Here is a 22,718-nt window from a genome sequence, read left to right on the forward strand (position 1 = left end):
TTCGAGCCGTAACGACGCGCACGGACGCGATCGACGGGTCAGATCCGCTTCCTGTGAAACCAACGTTCTGACAGTGACAGGGGCAGCTTTGCGGGGATGGCGCAAAGCCCTTCGGTTACTGCGTCCTGCGCGATACAACGCCGCATGAGGGCTTCGAGTGCGCTTTCCCGTCATTGGGTGCAACTCTCACGGAAGCCCCTGCCATGCGAATCCCGCTACTCGCCGCCTGCGTGTTTTCCGCCGCCGCCTATGCGCCGGCGCCCGCCCGTGCCGACATGATGATCGGCGGTTCGGCGAACGCGGGCGAGAACCATCCGTTGCGCCGCTTCCACCCCGACGCCATCGGCAACGACGCGCCGGTCGGCGAGGTCAGCGGATCGAGCACGCAGTTGTACCAGCCGATGTTCGGCGTCTACGAACCGGCCGAACAGGTCATCTACATTTCAGATTTCGACGGCCGGGCCGTCCGCGTCTATCCGGCCTTCGCGACCGGCGACGTGGCGCCGCTGCGCGTGCTCAATCCGCCGGAACTCGGACAGACGCGCGCGAACGCGCCGGTACCGGCCCATGGCGAACTCGGCGTGATTGCCTTCAACTGCTGCATCTATACCTATCCGCTCAAGGCCAACGGCAACGAGGTCGAGCGAATCCGCGGCATCGCCTGGGGCGGCGGCGCCAATCCGACGACGCGGCTCAACAACCCCACGTCGCTGACCTACCTCCCGGCCACCGACGAATACGCAGTCAAGGACTATTCCCCGACGGCGCCGCAGACGACGTACATCGTCTTCCACGCGCGCACGGCCAACGGTGTCGCAGCACCGACGCGCCTGCTGACCGGGCCCGGCGTGGCCGATGCGCTTGGCATGGCCTATGACGCGAATTCGCGCCGCCTGTTCGTGCTGCGCCAAGCGCCCGCCGACATGACTGGCATACGCCGCGGCACCATCGCCATCTTCGCCGACACGGCCAGCGGCGACGCCACGCCGATGGAGACGATCGAAGGCAACGCGACCCAGCTCGACCTGCCGAACGGCCGCACCTTCACCGGTATCGGCTTCGATCCCTACACGTCGCGGCTGATGGTCGCCAGTCGCGGCAACAGCGCCGACGACAATCGCGTCGTCCTCTTCGACTACACCGCTGGCGTGGGCGGCAACGTCGCGCCTGTCCGCGTAGTGCAAGGCAGCAACGTGAGTCCGTATTCGGCCGGCATTCCGTTCGGCGTGCCGGCGGGACCGCCGGATTCCCTCTTCGCCGACGGGTTCCAGCCGTAAGGACGCATACGACCGCATTCACGCAAATGCACAAATACAACATTTCCCATTGCCTGGACGGCTGAGCGACAATCGTCCCCTCTCGCCGCGGTCGCTGTTCCGTCCCACCGGCGTCGTGTGCCCTTTCTCGGCGATCGACGAGCCTCCCAATTTTTCGCACGCGCGGTCTTGCCTCGACAGCGATCTTGCTGTCGTCGTCCTCGCCCCTGCGGCAGGCCGCGCCGGCTGCGCCCGCGGTTCCGAGAGCAGCGCCGGCTTCTGGCCACCCGGGCACGGACATACGACGCAATGCCCTTCGGTTGTTGCGCGCTACGTTTGCCTTTCCCTCTTCGGGCATACTCGACCGGCGCATCGCCTCTCGCCGAAGCGATGCTTGGGCGACAATCACGTGGAAGCTGTCATGTGCAGAAACATCAAGACGCTGTACAACTTTTCGCCTCCGGCAACCGAGGACGAGATCCGGGCTTCGGCGCTGCAGTTCGTGCGCAAGCTCAGCGGATTCAACACGCCGTCCAAGGTGAACGAGGCGGTGTTCAATCGCGCCGTCGAGCAGGTGACCGCCGCGGCTACCACACTGATCGGCTCGCTGGTCACGTTGAGCCCGCCGAGAGACCGCGATATCGAACGCGCGAAACTGGCCATCGCTTCGGCAAAGCGATTCGGCCGCAGTTGAGCGTGGCGGGCGACGGATCGCTCAAGCGGAAGCCGCGCAGCACGGATCTGCTTCCACTCGCTATACGACATTCATGACCGACATCACCGCATCCACGTTCGTGCTGGCCGTCAACGATCTCGACGCCTCGACGCGCTTCTACATCGACAAACTCGGCTTTTCCGAAGAGTTTTCGGTTGACGGCTGGTCGTTCCTCAGCCGGGGCGACTGCATGCTCAGGCTCGGACACTGTCCCGACGCGGTTCCGATGTCCGCGTGCCAGGATCATTCGTGGTTCGCCTACCTGCACGTGTCCGACGCCGCGTCGCTGTACCGCGAGTTCGTCGACGCCGGCGTAACTGTCTGGCACCACCTCGGCGACAAGCCGTGGGGCTTTCGCGAGTTCGCCATCGTTACGCCGGATGGCCATCGGATCGTGTTTGGCCAGGAACTCGACGCTGCGTGAGCAAGGACGCACCGGCGACGGAAAGCGCGCTTCGTCGATTTCGCGGGCGCTTGGATAACGGGCTCAGGTTCGTATCCTGTAAAGCGAACGGTTCCGATCGGCGACAAGCGAACTCGACTCGAGCCAGCCATTGGCAAGTCAACCTGACCCCGGTGTCGGCAGGTAATCTAACCTGCGGTATCCGGACTGATGGGAGTGAGAGAGCCGTGCGTATGGTTGGCCTGAACCTCGTCATTCCCGACAAGGCAGACCCGGAGCGGGACAGCGTCGCCGATCGCTGGCGCGCTCGCGGCGGCGCCATCACGCGAATTGGACGATTCTGGGACCCCCCATACCTCGACCGAGAGGCCGTGAGGATTTACGGCAACGACACTTTCGCGCTCGTGCTCGCACAGAAGCTGAACCTTCATCTCGTTTCCCCCGACGACGATCTTCTGGTGCGCTTGCCCGCCGAACAAATCGGACGGCGTATCCGCATCGCGAATCTCGGTGATGCGTGCAACTTCACCTTTCCGACTTTTGTGAAGTCCGTCGTCCCGAAGCAGTTCCGGGCAGGCGTATACGCGTCGTGGCCGCAGCTCGAATCGGAATGCGCGGGATTGAGCATGAACACGCCGATCTACGAATCGGAAGTCGTGAAATTCGACGCCGAGGTGCGAGGCTTCATCTTCGAAGGACGGGTCCAGGACGCCGCCGTGTACGAGGGGTCGGCAGATTCAAGTACGGCGATGGAATTCCTGTCGATCGTTGCCAGGAACGATGCGCTTCCCGTCACCTGCGTGCTGGATATCGGATTTGTCCGGGATCGCGGTTGGGTGGTCGTGGAAGCCAATGCGGCCTGGGGCGCCGGGCTCAATGGCTGCGATCCCGACAAGGTGCTCGGATGCATCGCCCATGCAACGCAAGTCTCGGCTCGGTGGCCGACGATGGCGCGCGTGAATCTCATCGTCGAGAAATCCGAGCGTGTTCGTTACTACACGGATATCGCGGAGACCTTGGCGGCGATGAACGTCTGTGCGGAGGATTACGACTGGTATGTCAGCGACATGGATACGAACTTTCCCGCATCCGATCTTGGCAACGACGATCGGTGGGTGACCGGCCAGGAACTAGCGCGCGTCCTTCGCGCAGAAAACTCACAGTTCACCTGGGGCGTATTCAGTGCCGTGCTGCCAGGACAGCGACCTGCCATCACGGTCCGCCCCTGCGCCGACGGCAACCCTGACTTTTGGAACGGGACTGACATCGTTCCACAATTGCCGGAAGCGCTCTTCGAAATTGTTTGCTGGGACGGCAGCGCAACGCTACTGATCGGCCTGTCCGTCGAACAAGGCATCGCCTATTGCACGGCTCACCCGGAGGCAGTGCCGCTGGAATCGTACCGCGTCGGCGGGAAATAACGGGGCAGGTTCATTTCCCATGAAGCGAACCATTCCCGACCGGCGACAAGCGAACGCGACTCCACTCCGGTTTGCCAACTTCAGCCAGCCCACGCTGTCGCCGACAAGGGCGCGTTCTTCGGCTCCATCCTCGCGACGTCGAACCATATCGCGTGGCGGACACGATCTGGCTGCACCGTTTCTCCCGGCATCCGGCGGCATTCGCCGCACTCAGCGCAATCGCGGCGTTTCCTCGGCCGACGTCGCTGAGTCAGTCGCTCGCGCCGGACCTGGCCGGCCTGCGTCACTACCGCGGTCGGCTCGACACCCTCATCATGCGCTGGGTAACCGAGCTGACACCCGATCACCTGTCGGTCGACATCGACTACGGCAACAGGGCCGGCGTCCGATCGAGCCGGAACGTCGGCGCCCTGCTCCAGCATTTCTTCAACCACCAGACGCACCACCGCGGGCCGGTCGCGACGTTGCTGTCGCAGTCGGGTGTCGACGTCGGTGTCACGGATCTGCTCGCGGTGATCCCGCACGTCAGCCACTGAATCGACGCCGAAACCCTGTCTCCGGAGTGCAGCCATGCAAGGTCTTCTCACGCGTCTCGGCGACTGCTACGTCAAGGAGCGCGGCCACCTCGTGTGCGAGGTGCTTGGCGTATGACAGGCATCTTCGGTAGATGCGGAGGTTGCTGGCCCGGCGTGATACCACACCTGCTCCTCATGTCTCCCCGCGCGCCCCGGCGCGTCCCCTGCGAAAGCTGGCCGGACTGGATGAAGCGCAACGGAATCGATCCGCTATGGATCCGTCTTCCGTTTCCGGAGAAAAGCGTTTCCACAGCCCGCTAAACCCTGCTTCGCCGCAGCCGGTCGACGTCGGCAACATGTCCTGCAGACGGCGACACGATGATCATTCCCTCTCCGGCAAGATCGCCGCGTTTCTCGTCGGCATCCTTGCGAGCGGTCTGGCGCATCGCGCCGGACTCGACGGTTCATCGCGCCGGCCGCTACGGACCGCCCTGTACCGCGTACGGTCTGCGAACGCCGAGAGCCCGCTTCTGCGCCGCCGTTCTGCCACACTGACGAACCTCCGTCCGCACAAGGCATTCCGATGAAGCTCGTCGAGTTCGAGATCTACTCCGAGGCCAGCAACTGCGCGGTCGTCCGCGTGCCTGGCCGTCCGTTTCCTGACTGCGTCGTTCAAGGCGATTCGCTGTCCTCGCTCTTTGCCGACTCGAAGGAACTCTCGCTCCGTCTGCAAGAGCTCGGTGTCACGGACGAAAATGTCCTTTCGCTGGCTCAGGCTCTGCAGGAACAGTTGCTCGATCGCCTTGTCCACTATCAACGGGTAATGGCCGTAGAGGGCCTCGCACTGCCGTACAGCACGCCGGTGTCCGAGCGAGACCTCGTGGCGCTGGTTTCGGAGTAGTTTCGCAGGGCGCCGCAAGGACAGCGCGTTGCGCCGGAACGAAACGAACGTACCAGGCCCTCGACATGAAGCCCGCATTCCATTTCACCTACGAAAAGGACTGGCGATCGGCGCCGGTGGCGTTCTGGGTGCACGTGCCGGTTCCCGGAACGAAGGACGTCTGCGATCCGCCGGCGCCGCTGCCGATTCCGCATCGCGGCTATCCCTTCCTTCGCGTGGCGTTCGAGTCGCATGAGCTGCAGTTCAGTGCCATCGCACACCTCGATCACTTCATCGACATCCTGTCGCGCAGGCCGCTTCCGACGACACGGCAACTGTCGTCCCTTCGGGGCTTGCCCGTCGGGCCCAATGGTCATTGGCTGAGTCGCCTGCCTGCGGCACTCAAGTCACCGCGCAAGCGCGACAAACTCGTGCAGGCGCTCCGTGCGGTTCGCGCGCAGGTGGCTGGTTCGTGGTCTGATCTTTCACTGCATCGGACTGCCTTCCGCAGCGGCTGAACTCAACGTTTGATGCCATGCTCTCCGTACTGCAAAGCGGCAATGTTTCTCGCGGGCATTCTTTCGATCGCCCCCTTCGCCGCGGTGACATCTCAGAAGCGAGGCGACAATGAGCGACCGTGGCCCGCGGGGCACCGAAGACTTCGATGCGATGTCGTGGCATGACGTGCATGTCCACGGTTTCCGCCTCGTGCGCTTCGACGAAGAAGCCGGCACCGCGGATCTGGTCCTGGACATCGACTACATCCTCGAATGGCGGAACTCGGATACCGGCATACTGTTCACGGTCTGCCAGGCTGCGCTGCGGTTCCACCATGTCTTCGGGTTGAAATTCGAGCTCGACTACGCGGCGCCCACCGCAGGCATGTGTCCGTTCTCGATGGGAGGCATCGCACGCGAGGCACTCGTCGCTGCGAACGGCCGTCTATCCTATCGCTGGCACATCCCGCTGAACTGGCCGCAAGGCATGCTGGAATTCGAGGCGCCGTCGTTTACGCAGACGCTGGTCGGAGAGCCGCAGGTCCGGCCCGAGCAGTTCCTTGCGCCGGAGAAACGCAAGGGCTGGATCGACGCCTGACCGGTCCATCGGGCGAAGCCCGCGCGATCGTGCGGTCGCCGGGGGCGACCATACTCTATCCCGCTCGCAGCGCGTAGAACTCGGCGACGAAATCCTCGAGCCGCCGTTCCGCAATCGCCGCGCGCAGGCCGGCCATGAGTTCCTGGTAGTGGTACAGGTTGTGGATCGTCGCGAGCTGCGACGCGAGGATCTCGTTGCATTTGTCGAGATGCCGCAGATAGGCGCGGCTGAAGCCCGAGGCACAGGTGTAGCAACCGCAGGCTTCGTCGATCGGACGTTTGTCGCGCGCGTATTGCGCATTGCGCAGGCGCAGCACGCCGCTGTGCGTGAACAGGTGCGCGTTGCGCGCGTTGCGGGTCGGCATCACGCAGTCGAACATGTCGATGCCGCGGCGCACGGCTTCGACGATGTCTTCGGGACGGCCCACGCCCATCAGATAACGCGGCTTGTCGGCGGGCAGCAGCGGCACGGTGGCTTCGAGCGTGTGGTTGCGCTCGGCTTCGGGTTCGCCGACGGCGAGGCCGCCGACCGCATAGCCGTCGAAGCCGATCTGCTTCAATCCTGCCGCGGAACGCGCGCGCAGCGCCGGGTAGACGCCGCCCTGCACGATGCCGAACAGCGCATTCGGATTGCCTTCGTGTGCGCGGTGCGAACGTTCGGCCCAGCGCAGCGAAAGTTCCATTGAATCGGAAGCCTGTTTTTCAGTGGCCGGATACGGCGTGCATTCGTCGAAGATCATGACGATGTCGGAATTCAGCACGCGCTGGATCCGCATCGATTCCTCGGGACTCAAAAATACTTTGGAGCCGTCGATCGGCGACGCGAAGGTGACGCCCTGCTCGGTGATCTTGCGCTTGTGCGCGAGCGAGAACACCTGGAAGCCGCCGGAGTCGGTCAGGATAGGCTTGTCCCAGCCGATGAAATCGTGCAGACCGCCGAAGTCGCCGATGACGTCGAGGCCCGGGCGCAGGAACAGATGGAAGGTGTTGCCGAGAATGATCTCGGCGCCGATGGCCCTGATGTCGCGCGGCAGCATGGCCTTGACCGAGCCATAGGTGCCGACCGGCATGAAGGCCGGCGTCTGGATCGTGCCGCGCGGAAACGTGATCTGTCCGCGTCGCGCGGCGCCGTCGGTCTGGCTGATGTCGAATTTCATGTTCTTGTCTTTGCGGCAAATGCCGCGTTTGTCAGATTACGCGGCGCGGCTGCGCGCGGGCGGCCAGATCAGCATCGCATCGCCGTAGGAGAAGAATCGATAGCCGCTGCCGACCGCATGCCGGTATGCGTTCAGCACGCACTCGCGTCCGGCGAATGCGGACACGAGCATGAGCAGGGTCGATTCGGGCAGATGGAAGTTCGTGACGAGACCGTCGACGCTCGTGATGCGATAGCCCGGAAAGATGAAGATCTGCGTTTCGCCCGCGAACGGCAGCACTTCGCCGTCGCGTGTCGCGCTTTCGAGCGCGCGTACGACGGTCGTGCCGACCGCGACGACGCGCCCGCCGGCCGCACGCGTGCGGCGCATCTTCTCGACGAGTTCGGCGCCGACGTTCAGCCATTCGCGATGCATCACGTGTTCGCGCAGTTCGTCGCTGCGCATGGGCTGGAAGGTGCCGGCGCCGACGTGCAGGGTCACGTGGCCGAACTCGATGCCGCGGGCCGTCAGCGCATCGAGCAGCGGCTGGTCGAAATGCAGGCCCGCGGTCGGCGCGGCCACCGCGCCGGGCGCGCGGGCGAAGACGGTCTGATAGCGCTCGTCGTCGCTGTCGTCCGCATCGCGTGTGATGTACGGCGGCAGCGGCATGCGGCCCAGACGGAGCAGGAGTTTTTCCAGCGGTTCATGCGTGGGAAAGCGCAGATCGAAGAACGGGCCGTCACGGCCGACGACTTCGACTTCGCTGCCGTCGGCGAGCACGATGCGGCCGCCGGGTTTCGGTTTCTTCGATACGCCGAGCTGCGCACGCGCTTCGTGTGTTCCGGTGATGCGTTCGATCAGGATCTCGACCGCGCCGCCCGAGGTCTTGTTGCCGAACAGGCGCGCGGGCAGCACGCGCGTGTCGTTGAAGACGAGGAGGTCGCCCGGCTGCAGCCGTTCGACGAGTTCGCCGAAATGGCGGTCGGTCAGGGTGTTCGCGGCCGCGTCGAGTTCGAGCAGCCGGCTCGCCGAACGCCGCTGCAGAGGCTGCTGCGCGATGAGCTCGGGCGGCAGGTCGAAATGGAAATCTGCTTTTTTCACTTTTTCTACTGTCATGCACCGGATTCACGGTCCGGCGAACCGGTAATTATCCGCTATCGGATGGGTTTCGTCCTGCGCCGGCGCCAGATCACGACGCCCGCGACCAGAACGACCAGCCCCGCCGCGACGAACGGCGCCGCGCGGCGCAGGGTCTGCTTGGCCCAACGGATGCGCTCGAACTGCAGGCGTCTGGCTGCGCCGGAGAAATCGGGCGCCGGACAGTCATGGCCGAAATTGCCGGCCCAGGCCACATATGGCCCTTCGGCGACATAGCGGTCGTAGTAGCGCCGCGCAGCGGTCACATCGCGGTTCACGAGCCAGCCGGTCGCGCTGCAGAGCATCGCGGCGAATGCCTGCGAGCGGGCCGGCACGAGACCGGCCGCCTGGTCGGCGAGCTCCGCGGCGACATAGCGGTAGTGGAAACGCTGTGCCGGCTGCGGCGCGCTTTCGCCGAATCGCCGCGCTTCGTCGGCGCCGACGAACTTCCTGTCCTGCGACTCGGGGGCGAACTCGCCGATCTCATACATGCCGCCATAGGTGGCCGCGTCGGGCGCCAGTTCGAAACCGAGGATCTCCATGCCCGATTCGCGCGCGAGCTTCGCGGCGCGGAACAGCGTTTCCGCCTGTTCGATGCGCCCCTGCTTCGGCGCGTCGGTCCGCGCCTTCGCGTAAGCGGCCGCGGTGTCGCGCAGATCGGCCGGGAAGTAGGCAACGGCATCGTCGTAGCGTCCGGCGCGCAGCAGACGGCGGCCGAGCAAGGTACGCAACTGGACCGCGAGGGGAATCCGGCTGTCGCCTCCCTCGCTGGGCGCCTGTGCCGGCAGCGGCGGCGGTGCCGGCACACGCGTATCGACGAACTGCTTGAGCTCGTCGACGCTGAGTACCCGCTCGGCGACGTGCGCTTCGTCGACCCAGGACTGCTCGCCGCTCGCGTGAAACAGCGTGAGCGCTTCGATGTAGTCGCCGCGCGCGAGCGCGAGGATGCCGCGCTCGCCGTCGACGCGACAGGCGGGTTTGAAACCGTCGTAAAAATAGCCTTCGTTTGGATTGCTGCCCCAATCCTCGTCGCGCGGAAACGCGCGTGCGGCCTGGGCATAGGCCTCGACGGCGGCCTTGTCGTCGCCGGCGCGCAGCGCGAGCTTCGCGCGCACCCAGTGCGCGAGGGCGCTGTCGCTGCGCGGTGCCAGCTTGGCGGCGAGTTCGTAGCGGCCCGTGCGATAGGCCGCGGCGGCGACACGATCGACACCGGCGAGCGTTTTCGCATCGGCGGCCTCGACGGCGGCGTAATAGCTTTGCAGACGTTCCGATGGCACGGGCTCTCCGTTCTCGTAGCCTTCGAGTTCACCGGTGCGCGTATAGACGTAACTCGCGAGCAGTTGCTGCAGCAGCGGATCTTTCAGCGCGGTGGCGAGCTTTTCCTCGTCGGCGAACAGGTCGCGCGCCGTGAACAGCAGCGACGCACGCCCCGACGCCGACCCCTGCGCGGCCTGCTCCGCATACAGCTTCACGGCCGCCGCGGTGTCGCCGCGCTTGCGATGGATTGCCGCTTCCTCGCCGTAGCTCGCGACCGCGAGTCCCAGCGGATCCGGCGCGCCCGCCGCGACGGCCGCGCGCACGGCCTGGAAATCCTTTGCGGCCGCGTCGGCCGTGGCCTCGTCGATTTCGGGACCACCGTCGACCGTCGAGAGATTCATCCGCCCGAGCATGTAGCGCGCCCAGATACCGCGCGTGCGCTGCTGGTCCGCGGGCAGTGCGAGCACGGCGTCGAAGCGCGCACGCGCGACGTCGGTCTCCCCCGCATGAAACGCGCGCGCGCCGGCCAGATACAGCCGCACCTCGTCGCTGAGACCTTCGCCGGCCGCGAAGGCGCTCGCATCGTCGGCCGCCGCGCGCACGGCCTCGGCGCGTTCGTAGCCTTTTTCACCGAGTTCCTTTTTCTCGATTTCCGTACGCGCTTCGCCGGGGGCTGCCCAGGAATTCTCGTTCGGCGTGAACACCGTGGCGGGTTTCGGCGCGAGCCGCGACGCTTCGAAATCGAAGGTGCCGTCGATGAGATCGAACAGGCTGGCGTGGCGGTCGGAGAGGAGATCGGGTGGGAACTCGGGGCCGCAGGCGAACGCGGGAACTGCCATGACCAGCAGCGCCGACGCGACGGCGTATCGCAGCCGGTCGGGGGCTTCAGCGAAGAAGCGCGAAAGACGGTTCACGGCAGCTCCTTGCAGGAAATCCACGTCACGCGCTCAATCGCCACGCACCGAGAACAGCAGATCCGGACGCAGCAATGTGACTTTGTTGACACTCTGACGGCCGACGAGCAGTGTGTCGCTGCCGACGTCATACGACTGGCTGACCACTCCGCCGCCGACGACCGTATTGCCGGCATTCACGGGCCCCGACATGGGCGATCGTCCTCTGCCGAAACTCCAGCCGCGAGGACCCCATGGGCTGGTCGTCGGCGTCATCGTGATGAAATCGCCGTTCGGCAACAGCAGCGGCGTCAGCGCTCCGAGCCACTGCCCATTGTAAGTCCCGTGTAGCGCGTTCTGGGGAGTGACGCGCCCGACGACCGGGCGGTTCGTATCCGCCCAAACGACGGCACCGACGCCGAAATCGGGCGGCGGCAAGCTGAAGTTCGGCGTCGTCGTCACGAACCGCCCGTGCTCCAGGGCCAGCGCGAAAAAGCCGACGTTGTCGCCGTAGCTCGATCCGACCAGCGAGTTCATCGCGGTGACGCGCCCGACCGAGGGCCCGCTGCCGTCGAGCACGGTCACTGCACCGACGTCGACATTGGCACCGTCATCCCAGCCCACTGTCAGCATGACGTACTTGCCGTTGTCGAGCGGAACCGCGCGGCTTCCGCTGTCCGAACCGAGAAAGGCATTGGCGGGCGACAGCCGGCCGACCGTGCCGACCAATCCGTTACCCCAGGCAACGGCGCCCATGCCGACGCCGTCGCTCAGCGTTCCGCCGCTGACGACATAGTGGCCGTTCGACAGCGCCACGACCGAATCGCTGCCGAACATCGCATTCGCCGGCGAGATCACGGCGCTGGTCGGACGCGAGCCGTCGCCCCAGACGCAGGCGCCGATGTCGGCGACCTCGGCGCTGTCGATGCGGTCGTTGCAGACGACGTAGTTGCCGTTCGCCAACGCGGCGCTGCTGCCGAAACTATCGCCGAGCTCGTCGAGATCATGCGCACCGACGATGGAGTTTGCCGGCGATATGACGCCGGTCGTGCCGGTCGTACCGTCGCCCCACGTCAACGCACCGCGTCTGATCCCGTGGGCACCGGGCGCCATTACCAGATAGTTGCCGTTGGCCAATGCGAGGATGCTGACGCCTGAAACCGCATAGAGGCTCGCGCCCGTCAGTGCCATATCCAGGGTAACGGCGCCGGATCGTGCGGTCGTGCCGCTGTTCCAGACGATGGCGCCGAAGGCCGCGTCCTGTCTCCATCCGGGAAAAATGGCGACATAGTTGCCATTGCGCAGCGGCGTCACCAAGGGACCGCCCGACGTGTTCGAGACACCGCCGACGAGTGCGTTCTGAAGCGAGATCACGCCGCGCGTTCCGTGCTCTCCGTCCCCCAGGACGACTGCGCCGGTGTCCGGCATGCCAGGCCCGTCCCAGCCCGATGCGACCACCACATAGTTTCCGTTGGTGAGGGGGACGACCATCCGCTCAGTGAAATCACCCGGCGTCGAGCCCGTCAGCGAATTGCCGCTTCCGATCACGCCGCGAACGCCGCTGCTGCGATGCCCCCATGTAACGGCCCCCATGCCGGCCCATGACATGCTGGCGACGACGTAGTTGCCGTTCGTCAGCACCGCGATCTCTTCGAGGAACGGGCCGGAGCAGACGCGGCTGCCGGCAACATCGGAAACGAGAGAGTTCGCCGGCGAAACGACGCCCGAGATACCGCTGCTGCCATCGATCCACGTAGCGGCGCCCGAATCCACGATCGCGCCGTTGTCCCAGTCCGGACTGCAGACCACGGCGTTGCCGCCCGGCAGCGCGACCAGGCGGCCGCTGCCGACACGGTCGTTCGCCGCACTCCCGGTCAAGCGACTGACGAGTTCGCCGTTGCCTCGGTAGAGATAGACCGCTCCGATATCGGCCGCGCCCTCGTCGAAGCCGGGATCAGTTACGACAAAATTCCCATTTTCCAGAAATACAACGGAAGCGCCGAACTTGCCGCTGCCGGTGGGGCCGGCGATATCGGTCTGCTGTGCCGCGGCGGAGAACGAACACACCAGCGCGAGTCCGCCGAGCCCGGCGTAGCGCCCGAGCGTCGTTTGCGCGCAGGCCAAAGCTCCGGCACGTCGTTTGAACATGCAAATCTCCTGGAACGATCGCCGTGCGGCTCGCACGGCGCGCGAAAGTTTAGAGCCAGCCCTTCTGTCGCGCGAGTCTGTACGCCTCGATACGGTTGCCGACGCCGAGCTTGCCGATCGCTTCCGAGAGGTAGTTGCGCACGGTGCCCTGCGAGAGATGCAGTTGCGCCGCGACTTCGCCGGCCGAGAGCCCCTCGCCCGCGAGCCGCAGCACCTGGCGCTCGCGATCGTTGAGCGGATCGGCTTCGCTCCAGGCGTCGAGCGCGAGCTGCGGATCGACGACGCGGCCGCCGCGATGCACCTTGCGCAGCGCGTCGGCGAGTTGTTCGGCCGGCGCATCTTTCAGCAGATAGCCGACGACGCCGGCTTCGAGCGCACGACGCAGGTAGCCGGGCCGCGCGAACGTCGTGACGATGACGACCTTGCTCGCGACGCCGCGGTCCCGCACGCGCTGTGCGAGTTCGAGCCCGGTCAGGCCCGGCATTTCGATATCGGTGACGACGACGTCGGGCGCGTGCTGCTCGATCAGGCGCCACGCTTCCTGGCCGTCGGCCGCGCTCGCGACGACGTCCATGTCGGGCTCCAGGCGCAGCAGCGCCGACAGCGCGCCGCGCACCATGGCCTGATCTTCGGCCAGCAACACTCGGATCATGAACTCTCGCACCCCGCCCGTTCGATGCGCGGCAGGTTAGCCCGCCGCACTGCCATGCTCAATGGACGCGCAGGGGTTCGGTGTCGACCGCCGCACCCTGCGCCGCGCGCGGTACGCGCACGGTCAGCCGCGTGCCCTGCCCGCGCACCGAATCGATGCGAAGTTCCGCATCGAGCATGGCCAGGCGCTCGCGCATGCCGATGAGACCGTTGCCCGGCACGATGTCGCCGCCGCGGCCGTTGTCGCGGACTTCGAGCAGCAGGTCGTCGCCTTCCCAGGTCAGCGTGACGTTCGCGCGCGAGGCCTGCGCGTGGCGATGGATGTTCGTGACGGCTTCGCGCACGACCAGCGCGAGGCAGGTTTCGATCGGCGGCGGCGGCGGCATGCCGCCGAGGTCGTACTGGAAGACCACGCCGCCGGATTCGAGCAGCAGCCTGGCCGACGCCGTCTCCGCGGCGAGGCCCGCCGCGCGGATGCCGGTCACGGCGCGGCGCACCTGACCCAGCGCGTCGCGCGCGATGCGCTCGACGTCGCGCACTTCCTGGCGCGCCGCATGCGCGTCGCGGTCCCAGAGGCGGTTCGCGAGTTCGGATTTGAGCGTGATCAGCGACAGCGTGTGGCCGAGCAGGTCGTGCAGGTCGCGGCCGATGCGTTCGCGTTCCGCGAGTGCGGCCAGACGCCGGACTTCTTCGTGCGACAGGCGCAGCGCGACCTGCTTGCGCTGGTTTTCTCGCATGAAGTACGAGCCGACGAAACAGGCGGTGCCGACCAGATACGTGATGCCGATCGTCAGCGGCGCGCCGCGCACGAAGGCGAGCAGGTACACCGAATAACCGATGGTCACGACGAACGCGAGCAGCAGCGAGCGGCGCAGCGTGCTCAGGTGCGGCGCGAACGCGCAGGCGAAGATCACGAAGGTGTTGGAGAACGGATTGATCTTGCCCAGCGGCACCGCGAGCACCGACATCGCGACGACGAGCAGTACGAGCTCGCGCCCCTGCGCCCAGTAGGCGCGGAAATACAGCGGCAGGAACGCGGCGGTGCCGATCAGCGTCAGCGGCAGCCAGTTCGGCGAAGCGATGCGCGGCACGAGCACGGGCAGGAACAGGAAGGCGAGATAGGCCAGCGACAGGAACGGCGCCCAGCCCATGCCGAGTTCCGGCGGGACGAGGCGGTCGCGCCAGGCGAGTACCTGCGGATGATTGAGCCAGCTCATGGGCGTCGATGCTGCCACGTCGCGGCGCTCACGGCTCGCGGTTGAGGCGGCGACCGGCCCAGTTGCCGATCACGACCGTGAAAACCAGGAGCCAGGCCAGGTGCGACACCGCGCTGCCGGTGCTCGGCTGGCCGATGCTCATGAGGCCGAGCTGCGCGAGATGCCAGGCCGGCCAGAGCACGGCGAACTTCTGGAACAGCGCCGGCAGCAGCGTCAGCGGAAACCACAGTCCCGACAGCAGCGCCATCGGCAGGTAGATCAGGTTGACGATGGCCGGCGCGGCCTGGCCGTTCGCGAAGCTGCCGACGAGCAGGCCCAGCGCGCAGAACGGCAGCGCGCCGACGACCATGGTTGCGCCGAGCAGCGCCCATTGCGCGATGCCCAGGCGCACGCCGCCGAAGATCGACGCGGCGGTTGCGAGCATCAGGAAGATCACCGCGGCGAAGATCATCGCCATCGCAAGCTTGCCGCCGACATAGTTCATCGGCGGCATCGGCAACGCGCGGCGCAGCGCGAGCAGGCCTTTGTCGCGTTCGGTCGCGACGCTGACGCCGAAGCCGAACAGACCGGGCGCCATCACGCCGAACACGCAGTACGTCGCCATCAGATAGTGGGCGACGCTCACCGACGCGCCGGGCTTGGCGAGCAGCACGCCGAACAGCAGGTAGAACATCACCGGAAACGCGAGCGCCGGCAGCGCGAAGCTCGGCGTGCGCAGCAGGCGCAGGAATTCCAGGCGCGCTTCGAGCAGCAGGCTGCGGCGCGAGATCGCATCGAAGATCAGGGTGCTCATTTATGCGGCCTCCCGCGTGATGGTGTGGAGCGCTTCGGCCAGGCCGGCGCGCTGGACTTCGAGATCGCGCACGTTCGCGTCGGCGGCGAGGAGTTCGCGCAGCACCGGCTCGGGCTGCGGCGTGACGATGTGCAGCCAGTCGCCGTCGCGCTGCACGCTGTGCACCTGTGGCCACGCGCGCACGCGCTCGGCCGGCACGGCGCTGACGCAGCGGATCTGACGCTGGCCGACGCGCGCGCGGATCGCATCGAGGCTGTCCTCGGCGACGAGCCGGCCCTGCGCGAGCACGCCGACGCGACGCGCGAGCGCCTCGGCTTCTTCGAGATAGTGCGTCGTCAGCACGATCGCGCAGCCGTCGGCGACGAGTTCGCGTATCGTTTTCCAGAATTGCACGCGGGATTCGGTGTCCATGCCGACGGTCGGTTCGTCGAGGAACAGCAGTTCGGGGCGCCCGCAGATCGCGAGCGCGAACTGCACGCGGCGCTGCTGGCCGCCCGAGAGCCGCGCGTAGCGCGCGTGGAGCAGCGGCTCGATGCCGGCCAGCGCGGCGACGTCGGCGAGGCTGCGCGGCTGCGGGTAATAGCTGCGCGTCTGCGCCAGCAGTTCGGCGACGCTGAGCGTGTCCGGCAAGCCGGCCGACTGCAGCATCACGCCGATGCGCCGGCGCGCGGCGAGATCCTGCGGCGCGCGGCCGAACAGCCGGACTTCGCCGGCATCGGGCCGCAGCAGGCCCAGCAGCAGCGAGATCGCGGTCGTCTTGCCGGCGCCGTTGGGTCCGAGCAGCGCGTAGATCTCGCCGGCGCCGATCGCGAGATCGACGCGATCGAGGGCCTGTACCGCGCCGCGTTTCTTGCTTGCCCCGATCAGTTGCGCCACGCTTCGCTCTGTCATTGCGGATCTCCCGAAAGTGCGATCAGGCTACGCAGGCCCCCGCTGCCGCTGAAGTCCGCGTCATCAGCACTTGCAGTTGACAATCGTCATCCGCGGATCGCGGCGACGCAGCGCGATTGGCCCCTTCCGTCAGCCATGAAGCGGTCCCAGGGACGGACCAATACGCTCTGCTAGACTGCCCGGACCTCGCGCCGTCCGGCGCACTCAACCGTGATCCGATACACGCCGTCCGGCGTGCGTCGGCCTGTTTCGTTGGAGTACGCCCATGCAGCTGATCGAACAACTCGCCGTTCTGCGCAACGCCGGCGGTGCCGCCCGCACCCGAGGCCTCGACGACGCGACCGTGCTGCGCTTTGCCGCGACCTCGCCCGAACTCGTCGACGCCGTAGCCCAGGCGCATGCGCGCTTTCTCGAAATCAAGGCCGAGCTGCCGCAGCTCGTGACGCTCGACGAAGCCGAGCAGATGCGCCTCGTACAGGCCGACTTCGTCAACTTCTATTCCGACGACTCGGTCAATCCCTATGTAGCCCTGGCCGCGAGCGGCCCGTGGGTCGTGACGCTCAAGGGTGCCGTGCTGCACGATTCCGGCGGCTACGGCATGCTCGGTTTCGGCCACGCGCCGGCCGCGGTGCTCGACGCGATGAGCCGCCCGCAGGTCATGGCCAACGTCATGACGCCGAACGTCTCCCAGCTGAAACTGTCCACCGCGCTGAAGGCCGCCATCGGCGCCAGTCGCGGCGGCTGTCCGTATACGCGTTTCCTCTGCCTGAATTCGGGTTCCGAGTCGGTCTCGCTGGCCTGCCGCATCGCCGACGTCAACGCGAAGCTCATGACCGACGCCGGCGGCCGCCACGCGGGCCGCACGATCAAGCGCCTGGCCGTCCGCGGCGCCTTCCACGGCCGCACCGAACGTCCGGCCGTCTATTCCGATTCGAGCCGCAAGACCTATTCGCAGCACCTCGCGAGCTTCCGCGACGAGACCAGCCTGCTGACGGTCGAGCCCTACAACGTCGATCAGCTGCGCCAGGTCTTCGCCGACGCCGACAAGAACGGCTGGTTCATCGAAGCCATGTTCCTCGAGCCGGTCATGGGCGAAGGCGATCCGGGCCGCTCGGTAACGCCGGAGTTCTACGCCGCGGCGCGCGAGCTCACCGAAAAGCACGGCTCGCTGTTCCTCGTCGACTCGATCCAGGCCGGCCTGCGTGCGCACGGCGTGCTGTCGATCATCGACTACCCGGGCTTCGAGAAGCTCGCGCCGCCGGACATGGAAACCTATTCGAAGGCGCTGAACGCGGGCCAGTATCCGCTGTCGGTGCTCGCCGTGACCGAACGTGCCGCCGCGCTCTACAAGAAGGGCATCTACGGCAACACGATGACGACGAATCCGCGCGCGATGGATGTCGCCGTCGCCGTGCTCGGCCTGCTGACGCCGGCGGTCCAGACCAACATCCGCGAACGCGGCCGCCAGTTCGTGCAGAAGCTCGAAGCGCTCAAGGCCGAACTGCCGGGCTACATCACGAAGGTACAGGGCACGGGCCTGCTGTTCTCGTGCGAACTCAGCGCCGAGTTCAAGTGCTATGGCACGCACAGCACCGAAGAGTTCATGCGCGAGCAGGGCTTCGGCGTCATCCACGGCGGCACGAATTCGCTGCGCTTCACACCTCATTTCAACATTACCGAAGCCGAAGTCGATCTCGTCGTCGACGGCGTCCGTCAGGCCCTGCTGCACGGCCCGCGCAAGAGCGCCGACGCCAAGGCCGCCTGACCGTTCCGAACAACGTCTGTCCGGCGCGGCCGCTCGCAACTCGGCCACAGGAAGTGGCCAGCCGGGCCGGGCAGACGTCCTTGCTGCGGGAAAGCGTGAAGAGGAGCGAGAAACGAGCGATAGCGAGTCAGGCTCGCCGCTCGGATCTCGCTCCTTTTGGCCTTTCGACCTGCGGCCTGCCGCGCTGAATGAACCCGAGTGGTCGAGCGAGGTGAGAACGGAGCCTGGGCAGGTTACGCTGCCACTTCTCGTTTCCCACTCCTCTTCGCTTTTCACTGCCCTATGTCACTGCGCAAGAAACTCGCCGAGTTCGGCTTCGAATCGAACGACGACTACGACTATGCGCTGCGCTGCCTGTTCGAGGCGGACCTGCCGCATCTGCGCTGCCTCGACATCGTCGGCACGTCGGGCCGGCGCAAGACCGCGCTGGCGAATGCGCTCGGACACGCGCTCGACTACCCGCACCTGATCTATCACGACTTCACGAGCGAGGAGCCGCCGCCGCCGCCGATCGTGCTCGCCGAAGACGCCGACGCATCGGGCGCGCTCGAAGCGCCGCTGACCGCGTTCGAACGCAGCATGAGCGAGGCCTGTGCCTACTCCGAAGGCGCGCGCACGCTGCTGATCCTCGATCAGCTGCAGGCGGCGGACTTCCACGACCACATCCGCCTCTACCACTTCGTGCAGACGCGCGAGTGGCCGTCGCCGCAGGGCACGGCGGTCGCGAATCCGCAGCATCTGCTGCTCGTGCTGATTTCCGAAGAGCCGCTCTATCACTCGCTCGCGAAAGTGAGCTTCCGCGTGCATGCCGACGCGAGCCGCGGCTTTCTCGACTATCGGCCCGAGGATTTCGGCCTCGACGCGAGTGCCGGCGAGTTCATGGCCGCGCTCGGCGCGATCTTCCAGAATCTCGGCACCGGGCCGACGCCCGGCGAATACACGCGCATCCTCGCCGACATTCATCAGCGCGTGCGTACCGACGACCAGTTGCGTCAGTCGCTGTTCGGCTGGATCGAGAACCTCGACCGCGCCGCGCTGCACGCGCCGCCGCTGCAGCACCTCGTCGCCGCCGCGACGCAGGCGATCAACCGCTACCTCGGTATCGAGGAAATCGAGATCGGCAGCTAACGTCCCGTTCCGCAAAATAACCGTCGAACAATTCCGCTGTCTTTCGCCGCGATACGTCGTTGCACCTCGTTGCCGCAGCGCCGCTGCGGCGCCTCGATGCGCCTGGTCTCGCGACGAAATCCATCCGGAATTTTTCCAACGCATTTGCGGAACACGACACTGGCGTTCGCGTCTGAAGCGGCGGACGCATGCCGGCGTTCTGGCGCTGCAAACACGGTCGTCCGGCGCGACGCGTCGCCCCGGCTCCGCCCGCCCCGCCTTTCCCTCGCCGAAGTCCGCAGAACGGCGATCGCCCGGCATGCGTATACACCTATACATTCGCCGGAATTCGTCCATCCGTGAACCACCAGCCGCGGCCGTCTCGGACGCCGGGCGGCAACAGTCTTTCAGCTGCTGCACGGGCATATTCGGCATAAATAAACACTGCGAATTCTCCAATCGTGCGCACGCAAGCGCACGGCGATTTCGTTTGACACGCTGACGAAGCGTGTCCGATCGTTTTTCGCAATTGACACATTTGTCACGCGAGAAAAACGACCCGAAACCGCCAAAAGGAGATTGCCACCTCTCGATCGCACGGACGGCGAGATACCGCTCATCGGCCGCGAAGGTCGGCCGCCAGGCTCCCCCGCGCAAACCCCCTGCGTCACGCCTGCCCACCTTCGCGCGCCGACCCGGTCGTCTCGCGGCACTCGAAATCCGGCACACCGCCCGCGGACGCCCAGGGACGACCGCCGCGGCAGCGCCGGGCAGCTCAGCACCTTTGAATCCAGGAGATTTCTCATGCAACGCATCTGCTCCAGCCTGCGCCGCCGACTCGGTGCAGCCGCCTTCGCCGTCACGCTGCTGTTCGCCGGCAGCGCACAGGCCGGCAGCGAGGAACCGACGAACGTCATCGACGATTCCGTTTCGACGACCGGCCAGTACTACGCGATCCTCTGCAACACCTGCTCGACGGCGGATGACTTCATCAACAAGGCCGTCACGCAGTATCCGCGCGTGCGCCAGAGCGCGGCGTACGTCTACAACCTCGCTACCGGCCAGATCCGCACGATCGTGCTGGACTGGGATCCGGAGACGCTCGTGCAGATGGGCGGCTACGAGGACGTAACCGACGCGCGCCTCGTCACGTATGTCTCGCAGGCCGGCGACCTCTATCGTCGGAACGGCAACTCGCTGGCCTTCACCGGCGTGGTCCGCGCGGACGGGTCGGTCTATCTGAAGCTCCCCAACGGCACCAAGGTAGAGCTGCGCGTGGCTTCCTCGCGCACGGTGCCGGGGAATCTGGGACCGCGTTCGGTCGGCACGATCGCGACCGACCCGACGCCAGGCGCTGGAAGTCCCATCGATCTGCGCGGCTACACGTTCGGATCGTACTTCAGCAATCTCTATCCGAACTTCCCGGAATCGAGCTATGACCTCGCGTTCGGCGACCAGCCGGGCAGCATCGACGGCTTCGTCCACGACTACTTCTCGACACTGGGCACGAGCCCCGGGCAGGTGTTCGATCCGGAATCGCTGCGCTTCGTATCCGGCGCGCACAAACTGACCGAGCAGGTCACCGGCAACGTCTCGCTGTTCGTGCCGATGAAGGACGGCGGTTATGCACGCGTGCGCTACGACACGGCGACCGGCGACGTCATGCTGCGGCAGATCGTCGATCCCAGCGGCGTCGTACTGCCGAACGGCTACGGCAATCCGCTGGCCTTCTACGGTGACCGCAGCTGGAACCTCGGCGGCAACGCGCAGTGGGCGGTTGGCGCGTTCGAGGAATGGGCGGCGCGCAACGGAATCGACGTGCTCGTTCTCAACAGCGGCTGGGGCACCGGCGGCCGCGTGACCTGCATGAGCCGCAGCATCAACGAAGTCACCTGCACGATTCATCCGAACTGACGCGACATCCGAAGCCCGGCATCGCTGCATCGCGCAGCGGTGCCGCTTTTTTGAGAGGCGCACCGGCGCGCGCATCGCCGCCGACACGGCCACGCTGCTACCATGCCGCACCGTCGTCTCCCGGATACCGTCGTGCCCGCACGCCTTGCTCCCGACCAGTCCCGCGGCTATCTCATTGCAATCGGCGTCTTCGCCGGACTCGATACCGAACAGCGTCTGACGCGCCGGTTGCTGTCGCTGTGTTCGCAGCGCGCGCAAGTCTGCTTTCTCGTCGCGGGCGATCTCGACACGCGCGCACTCGACGAAATAGAAACCGCGCTGCTCGCCCAGGGGGCCGGCGGCGTGCGCCGCGTGCACCTCGCCTCGCGTGCCGACGCCGAACGCTCCGAAACGCTGGGTGCGATCGAGAATTCCGACCTGATCGTGCTCGCGACGATCCACCCGCTGAAACTCACGACGCTGGTCGGCGGCACGAGCCTCGCGAAGCTGCTGCGGCGGCGCAACGCCGACGGCACGCCGATCGCAGGACTCGGCGCCGGCGCCGCAGTGCTCGCCGAACACATGCTCGCGTCGGGCGAATCGGGCGCGACGCCGCGCATGGGCGCAGTGACGCTCGCGCCCGGCATCGGCCTGACGAATCGCGTCGTCATCGATCAGGGCGGCGCGGCCAGCGATCGCATCGGCCGCCTGCTCGGCGCACTCGCGCTCAATCCGTTCGCGCTCGGCCTCGGCCTCGACGCCGACACCGCCGCATTCGTCGGCCCCGACAACGTGCTCGAAGTCGTCGGCCACGGCGGCGTGACGCTCGTCGACCCGAGCGATGTCGGCCCGACCAACATCACCGAAGCCGGACCGCAGGCGCCGATCTCGATCACGAACCTGCATCTGCACGTGCTCGTGCACGGCACGCGCTACGATCTCGACTTCCGCCGTCCGCTCTGACCGATCTCGCTTCCTGCCGCGCCCATGACGACCGCCGACTACACGATCCGTCCCATAGCGGAATCCGACAACGCGGCCGTGGCCGCGATCATTCGCGCGGTCATGCCCGAATTCGGCGCGAACGGCCCGGGCTTCGCGATCAACGACGCCGAGGTCGACACGATGGCGCAGGCCTACGCGATTCCGCGGGCGGCCTATTTCGTGATCGAGCGCGACGGCCGCGTGCAGGGCGGCGGCGGCGTCGCGCCGTTGATCGGCGGCGACGCGGACACGTGCGAACTGCGGAAGATGTATTTCCTGCCGGCGCTGCGCGGACTCGGCGCGGGACGCGAACTCATCGCGCGCTGCCTCGACGCCGCACGCGCCTTCGGCTTCACGCGCTGCTATCTCGAAACGCTGAGCGGCATGGATGCGGCGCAGGCGCTGTATCGCAGCAACGGCTTCCGGCAGATCGATGCGCCGCTCGGCGGAACTGGTCATTTCAGCTGCGACAAGTACTACCTGCGCGATCTCTGAGCGCGCGCGATCGTCGCGCCGAGACCAAGTCGGGCTTGTGCTGCACCCGCGCATTCGCGTGGTCGCC

General features: G+C 66.4%; 22 protein-coding genes. 14 read left to right on the plus strand and 8 right to left on the minus strand.

All coding sequences use genetic code 11. From position 1 onward, the window contains the following. Window positions 1-203: 203 nt before the first annotated feature. From VLF18_RS02700 to VLF18_RS02740, 9 genes are all read left to right on the plus strand, one after another. Window positions 204-1,277, plus strand: a complete 1,074-nt coding sequence (locus VLF18_RS02700; RefSeq protein ID WP_325278079.1) for a hypothetical protein — start codon at window positions 204-206, stop codon at window positions 1,275-1,277. Between the two features lie 373 nt (window positions 1,278-1,650). After that, window positions 1,651-1,950 (plus strand): DUF2277 domain-containing protein, encoded by a 300-nt coding sequence (locus VLF18_RS02705; protein WP_325278080.1) that lies wholly within the window; start codon window positions 1,651-1,653, stop codon window positions 1,948-1,950. Between the two features lie 73 nt (window positions 1,951-2,023). Beyond that, on the plus strand, window positions 2,024-2,395 hold the full coding sequence (locus tag VLF18_RS02710) for a VOC family protein (protein WP_325278081.1): 372 nt from the start codon (window positions 2,024-2,026) through the stop codon (window positions 2,393-2,395). A 212-nt stretch (window positions 2,396-2,607) separates the two neighbouring features. Beyond that, entirely contained in the window at window positions 2,608-3,795 is a 1,188-nt protein-coding gene (locus VLF18_RS02715; protein ID WP_325278082.1) for an ATP-grasp domain-containing protein, read from the plus strand. A 152-nt stretch (window positions 3,796-3,947) separates the two neighbouring features. After that, a complete protein-coding gene (locus VLF18_RS02720) occupies window positions 3,948-4,331 on the plus strand; it encodes a DinB family protein (protein ID WP_325278083.1) in 384 nt (127 codons plus the stop codon). Between the two features lie 251 nt (window positions 4,332-4,582). Continuing rightward, window positions 4,583-4,897 carry a hypothetical protein gene (locus tag VLF18_RS02725; protein ID WP_325278084.1) on the plus strand — a complete coding sequence of 105 codons (315 nt, stop codon included), beginning with the start codon at window positions 4,583-4,585 and terminating at the stop codon, window positions 4,895-4,897. Then, complete coding sequence (locus VLF18_RS02730; protein ID WP_325278085.1) at window positions 4,894-5,211, plus strand: DUF6959 family protein; 318 nt, start codon at window positions 4,894-4,896, stop codon at window positions 5,209-5,211. Before VLF18_RS02725 ends, VLF18_RS02730 begins: the two co-directional genes overlap by 4 nt. A gap of 65 nt (window positions 5,212-5,276) precedes the next feature. Further along, window positions 5,277-5,708, plus strand: coding sequence for a hypothetical protein (locus VLF18_RS02735; RefSeq protein ID WP_325278086.1), 432 nt, complete (start codon window positions 5,277-5,279; stop codon window positions 5,706-5,708). A 190-nt stretch (window positions 5,709-5,898) separates the two neighbouring features. Next, window positions 5,899-6,285 (plus strand): hypothetical protein, encoded by a 387-nt coding sequence (locus VLF18_RS02740; protein WP_325278087.1) that lies wholly within the window; start codon window positions 5,899-5,901, stop codon window positions 6,283-6,285. 55 nt (window positions 6,286-6,340) lie between these two features. Here the strand turns inward: VLF18_RS02740 and tgt are convergent, their stop codons facing one another. Genes tgt through VLF18_RS02780 form a run of 8 tightly spaced genes read right to left on the minus strand, consistent with a single transcriptional unit; the run spans window position 6,341 to window position 16,407 of the window. Then, window positions 6,341-7,441 (minus strand): tRNA guanosine(34) transglycosylase Tgt, encoded by a 1,101-nt coding sequence (tgt, locus tag VLF18_RS02745; RefSeq protein ID WP_325278088.1) that lies wholly within the window; start codon window positions 7,439-7,441, stop codon window positions 6,341-6,343. Between the two features lie 36 nt (window positions 7,442-7,477). Continuing rightward, complete coding sequence (gene queA / locus VLF18_RS02750; RefSeq protein ID WP_325278089.1) at window positions 7,478-8,536, minus strand: tRNA preQ1(34) S-adenosylmethionine ribosyltransferase-isomerase QueA; 1,059 nt, start codon at window positions 8,534-8,536, stop codon at window positions 7,478-7,480. 38 nt (window positions 8,537-8,574) lie between these two features. After that, window positions 8,575-10,728, minus strand: a complete 2,154-nt coding sequence (locus tag VLF18_RS02755) for a hypothetical protein (protein ID WP_325278090.1) — start codon at window positions 10,726-10,728, stop codon at window positions 8,575-8,577. A 33-nt stretch (window positions 10,729-10,761) separates the two neighbouring features. After that, the gene (locus VLF18_RS02760; protein ID WP_325278091.1) at window positions 10,762-12,855 is read right to left on the minus strand and encodes a hypothetical protein; all 2,094 of its coding nucleotides are present in this window, start codon (window positions 12,853-12,855) and stop codon (window positions 10,762-10,764) included. A 49-nt stretch (window positions 12,856-12,904) separates the two neighbouring features. Further along, window positions 12,905-13,507 carry a response regulator transcription factor gene (locus VLF18_RS02765; protein ID WP_325278092.1) on the minus strand — a complete coding sequence of 201 codons (603 nt, stop codon included), beginning with the start codon at window positions 13,505-13,507 and terminating at the stop codon, window positions 12,905-12,907. Window positions 13,508-13,565: 58 nt separating this feature from the next. Then, complete coding sequence (locus tag VLF18_RS02770; protein WP_325278093.1) at window positions 13,566-14,723, minus strand: sensor histidine kinase; 1,158 nt, start codon at window positions 14,721-14,723, stop codon at window positions 13,566-13,568. A gap of 28 nt (window positions 14,724-14,751) precedes the next feature. Continuing rightward, window positions 14,752-15,516, minus strand: coding sequence for an ABC transporter permease (locus VLF18_RS02775; protein ID WP_325278094.1), 765 nt, complete (start codon window positions 15,514-15,516; stop codon window positions 14,752-14,754). After that, window positions 15,517-16,407: an ABC transporter ATP-binding protein gene (locus VLF18_RS02780; protein WP_325278095.1), complete on the minus strand. Its 891-nt coding sequence runs from the start codon at window positions 16,405-16,407 to the stop codon at window positions 15,517-15,519. Between the two features lie 265 nt (window positions 16,408-16,672). Between VLF18_RS02780 and VLF18_RS02785 the strand changes: the two genes are divergently transcribed. The 5 genes from VLF18_RS02785 to VLF18_RS02805 all read left to right on the plus strand — a co-directional run bounded on the left by VLF18_RS02785 (window position 16,673) and on the right by VLF18_RS02805 (window position 22,651). After that, window positions 16,673-18,172, plus strand: coding sequence for an aminotransferase class III-fold pyridoxal phosphate-dependent enzyme (locus VLF18_RS02785; RefSeq protein WP_325278096.1), 1,500 nt, complete (start codon window positions 16,673-16,675; stop codon window positions 18,170-18,172). A gap of 282 nt (window positions 18,173-18,454) precedes the next feature. After that, complete coding sequence (locus tag VLF18_RS02790; protein ID WP_325278097.1) at window positions 18,455-19,300, plus strand: hypothetical protein; 846 nt, start codon at window positions 18,455-18,457, stop codon at window positions 19,298-19,300. A 783-nt stretch (window positions 19,301-20,083) separates the two neighbouring features. Next, complete coding sequence (locus VLF18_RS02795) at window positions 20,084-21,193, plus strand: hypothetical protein (RefSeq protein ID WP_325278098.1); 1,110 nt, start codon at window positions 20,084-20,086, stop codon at window positions 21,191-21,193. A gap of 132 nt (window positions 21,194-21,325) precedes the next feature. Continuing rightward, window positions 21,326-22,135, plus strand: coding sequence for a cyanophycinase (locus VLF18_RS02800; protein WP_325278099.1), 810 nt, complete (start codon window positions 21,326-21,328; stop codon window positions 22,133-22,135). A 24-nt stretch (window positions 22,136-22,159) separates the two neighbouring features. Continuing rightward, entirely contained in the window at window positions 22,160-22,651 is a 492-nt protein-coding gene (locus VLF18_RS02805) for a GNAT family N-acetyltransferase (protein ID WP_325278100.1), read from the plus strand. Window positions 22,652-22,718 lie beyond the last annotated feature (67 nt).

The organism is Tahibacter sp., assembly GCF_035481375.1.
Lineage (GTDB): Bacteria > Pseudomonadota > Gammaproteobacteria > Xanthomonadales > Rhodanobacteraceae > Tahibacter.

Bases quoted from the DNA above. Each gene is read 5' to 3' on its own strand.
- VLF18_RS02795 (WP_325278098.1), top strand. From the start codon at position 20,084: ATGCAACGCATCTGCTCCAGCCTGCGCCGCCGACTCGGTGCAGCCGCC.
- VLF18_RS02770 (WP_325278093.1), bottom strand. From the start codon at position 14,723: ATGAGCTGGCTCAATCATCCGCAGGTACTCGCCTGGCGCGACCGCCTC.
- VLF18_RS02805 (WP_325278100.1), top strand. From the start codon at position 22,160: ATGACGACCGCCGACTACACGATCCGTCCCATAGCGGAATCCGACAAC.
- queA (WP_325278089.1), bottom strand. From the start codon at position 8,536: ATGACAGTAGAAAAAGTGAAAAAAGCAGATTTCCATTTCGACCTGCCG.
- VLF18_RS02765 (WP_325278092.1), bottom strand. From the start codon at position 13,507: ATGATCCGAGTGTTGCTGGCCGAAGATCAGGCCATGGTGCGCGGCGCG.
- VLF18_RS02735 (WP_325278086.1), top strand. From the start codon at position 5,277: ATGAAGCCCGCATTCCATTTCACCTACGAAAAGGACTGGCGATCGGCG.
- VLF18_RS02730 (WP_325278085.1), top strand. From the start codon at position 4,894: ATGAAGCTCGTCGAGTTCGAGATCTACTCCGAGGCCAGCAACTGCGCG.
- VLF18_RS02760 (WP_325278091.1), bottom strand. From the start codon at position 12,855: ATGTTCAAACGACGTGCCGGAGCTTTGGCCTGCGCGCAAACGACGCTC.
- VLF18_RS02785 (WP_325278096.1), top strand. From the start codon at position 16,673: ATGCAGCTGATCGAACAACTCGCCGTTCTGCGCAACGCCGGCGGTGCC.
- VLF18_RS02700 (WP_325278079.1), top strand. From the start codon at position 204: ATGCGAATCCCGCTACTCGCCGCCTGCGTGTTTTCCGCCGCCGCCTAT.
- VLF18_RS02710 (WP_325278081.1), top strand. From the start codon at position 2,024: ATGACCGACATCACCGCATCCACGTTCGTGCTGGCCGTCAACGATCTC.
- VLF18_RS02790 (WP_325278097.1), top strand. From the start codon at position 18,455: ATGTCACTGCGCAAGAAACTCGCCGAGTTCGGCTTCGAATCGAACGAC.
- VLF18_RS02725 (WP_325278084.1), top strand. From the start codon at position 4,583: ATGGATCCGTCTTCCGTTTCCGGAGAAAAGCGTTTCCACAGCCCGCTA.
- VLF18_RS02715 (WP_325278082.1), top strand. From the start codon at position 2,608: ATGGTTGGCCTGAACCTCGTCATTCCCGACAAGGCAGACCCGGAGCGG.
- VLF18_RS02780 (WP_325278095.1), bottom strand. From the start codon at position 16,407: ATGACAGAGCGAAGCGTGGCGCAACTGATCGGGGCAAGCAAGAAACGC.
- tgt (WP_325278088.1), bottom strand. From the start codon at position 7,441: ATGAAATTCGACATCAGCCAGACCGACGGCGCCGCGCGACGCGGACAG.
- VLF18_RS02775 (WP_325278094.1), bottom strand. From the start codon at position 15,516: ATGAGCACCCTGATCTTCGATGCGATCTCGCGCCGCAGCCTGCTGCTC.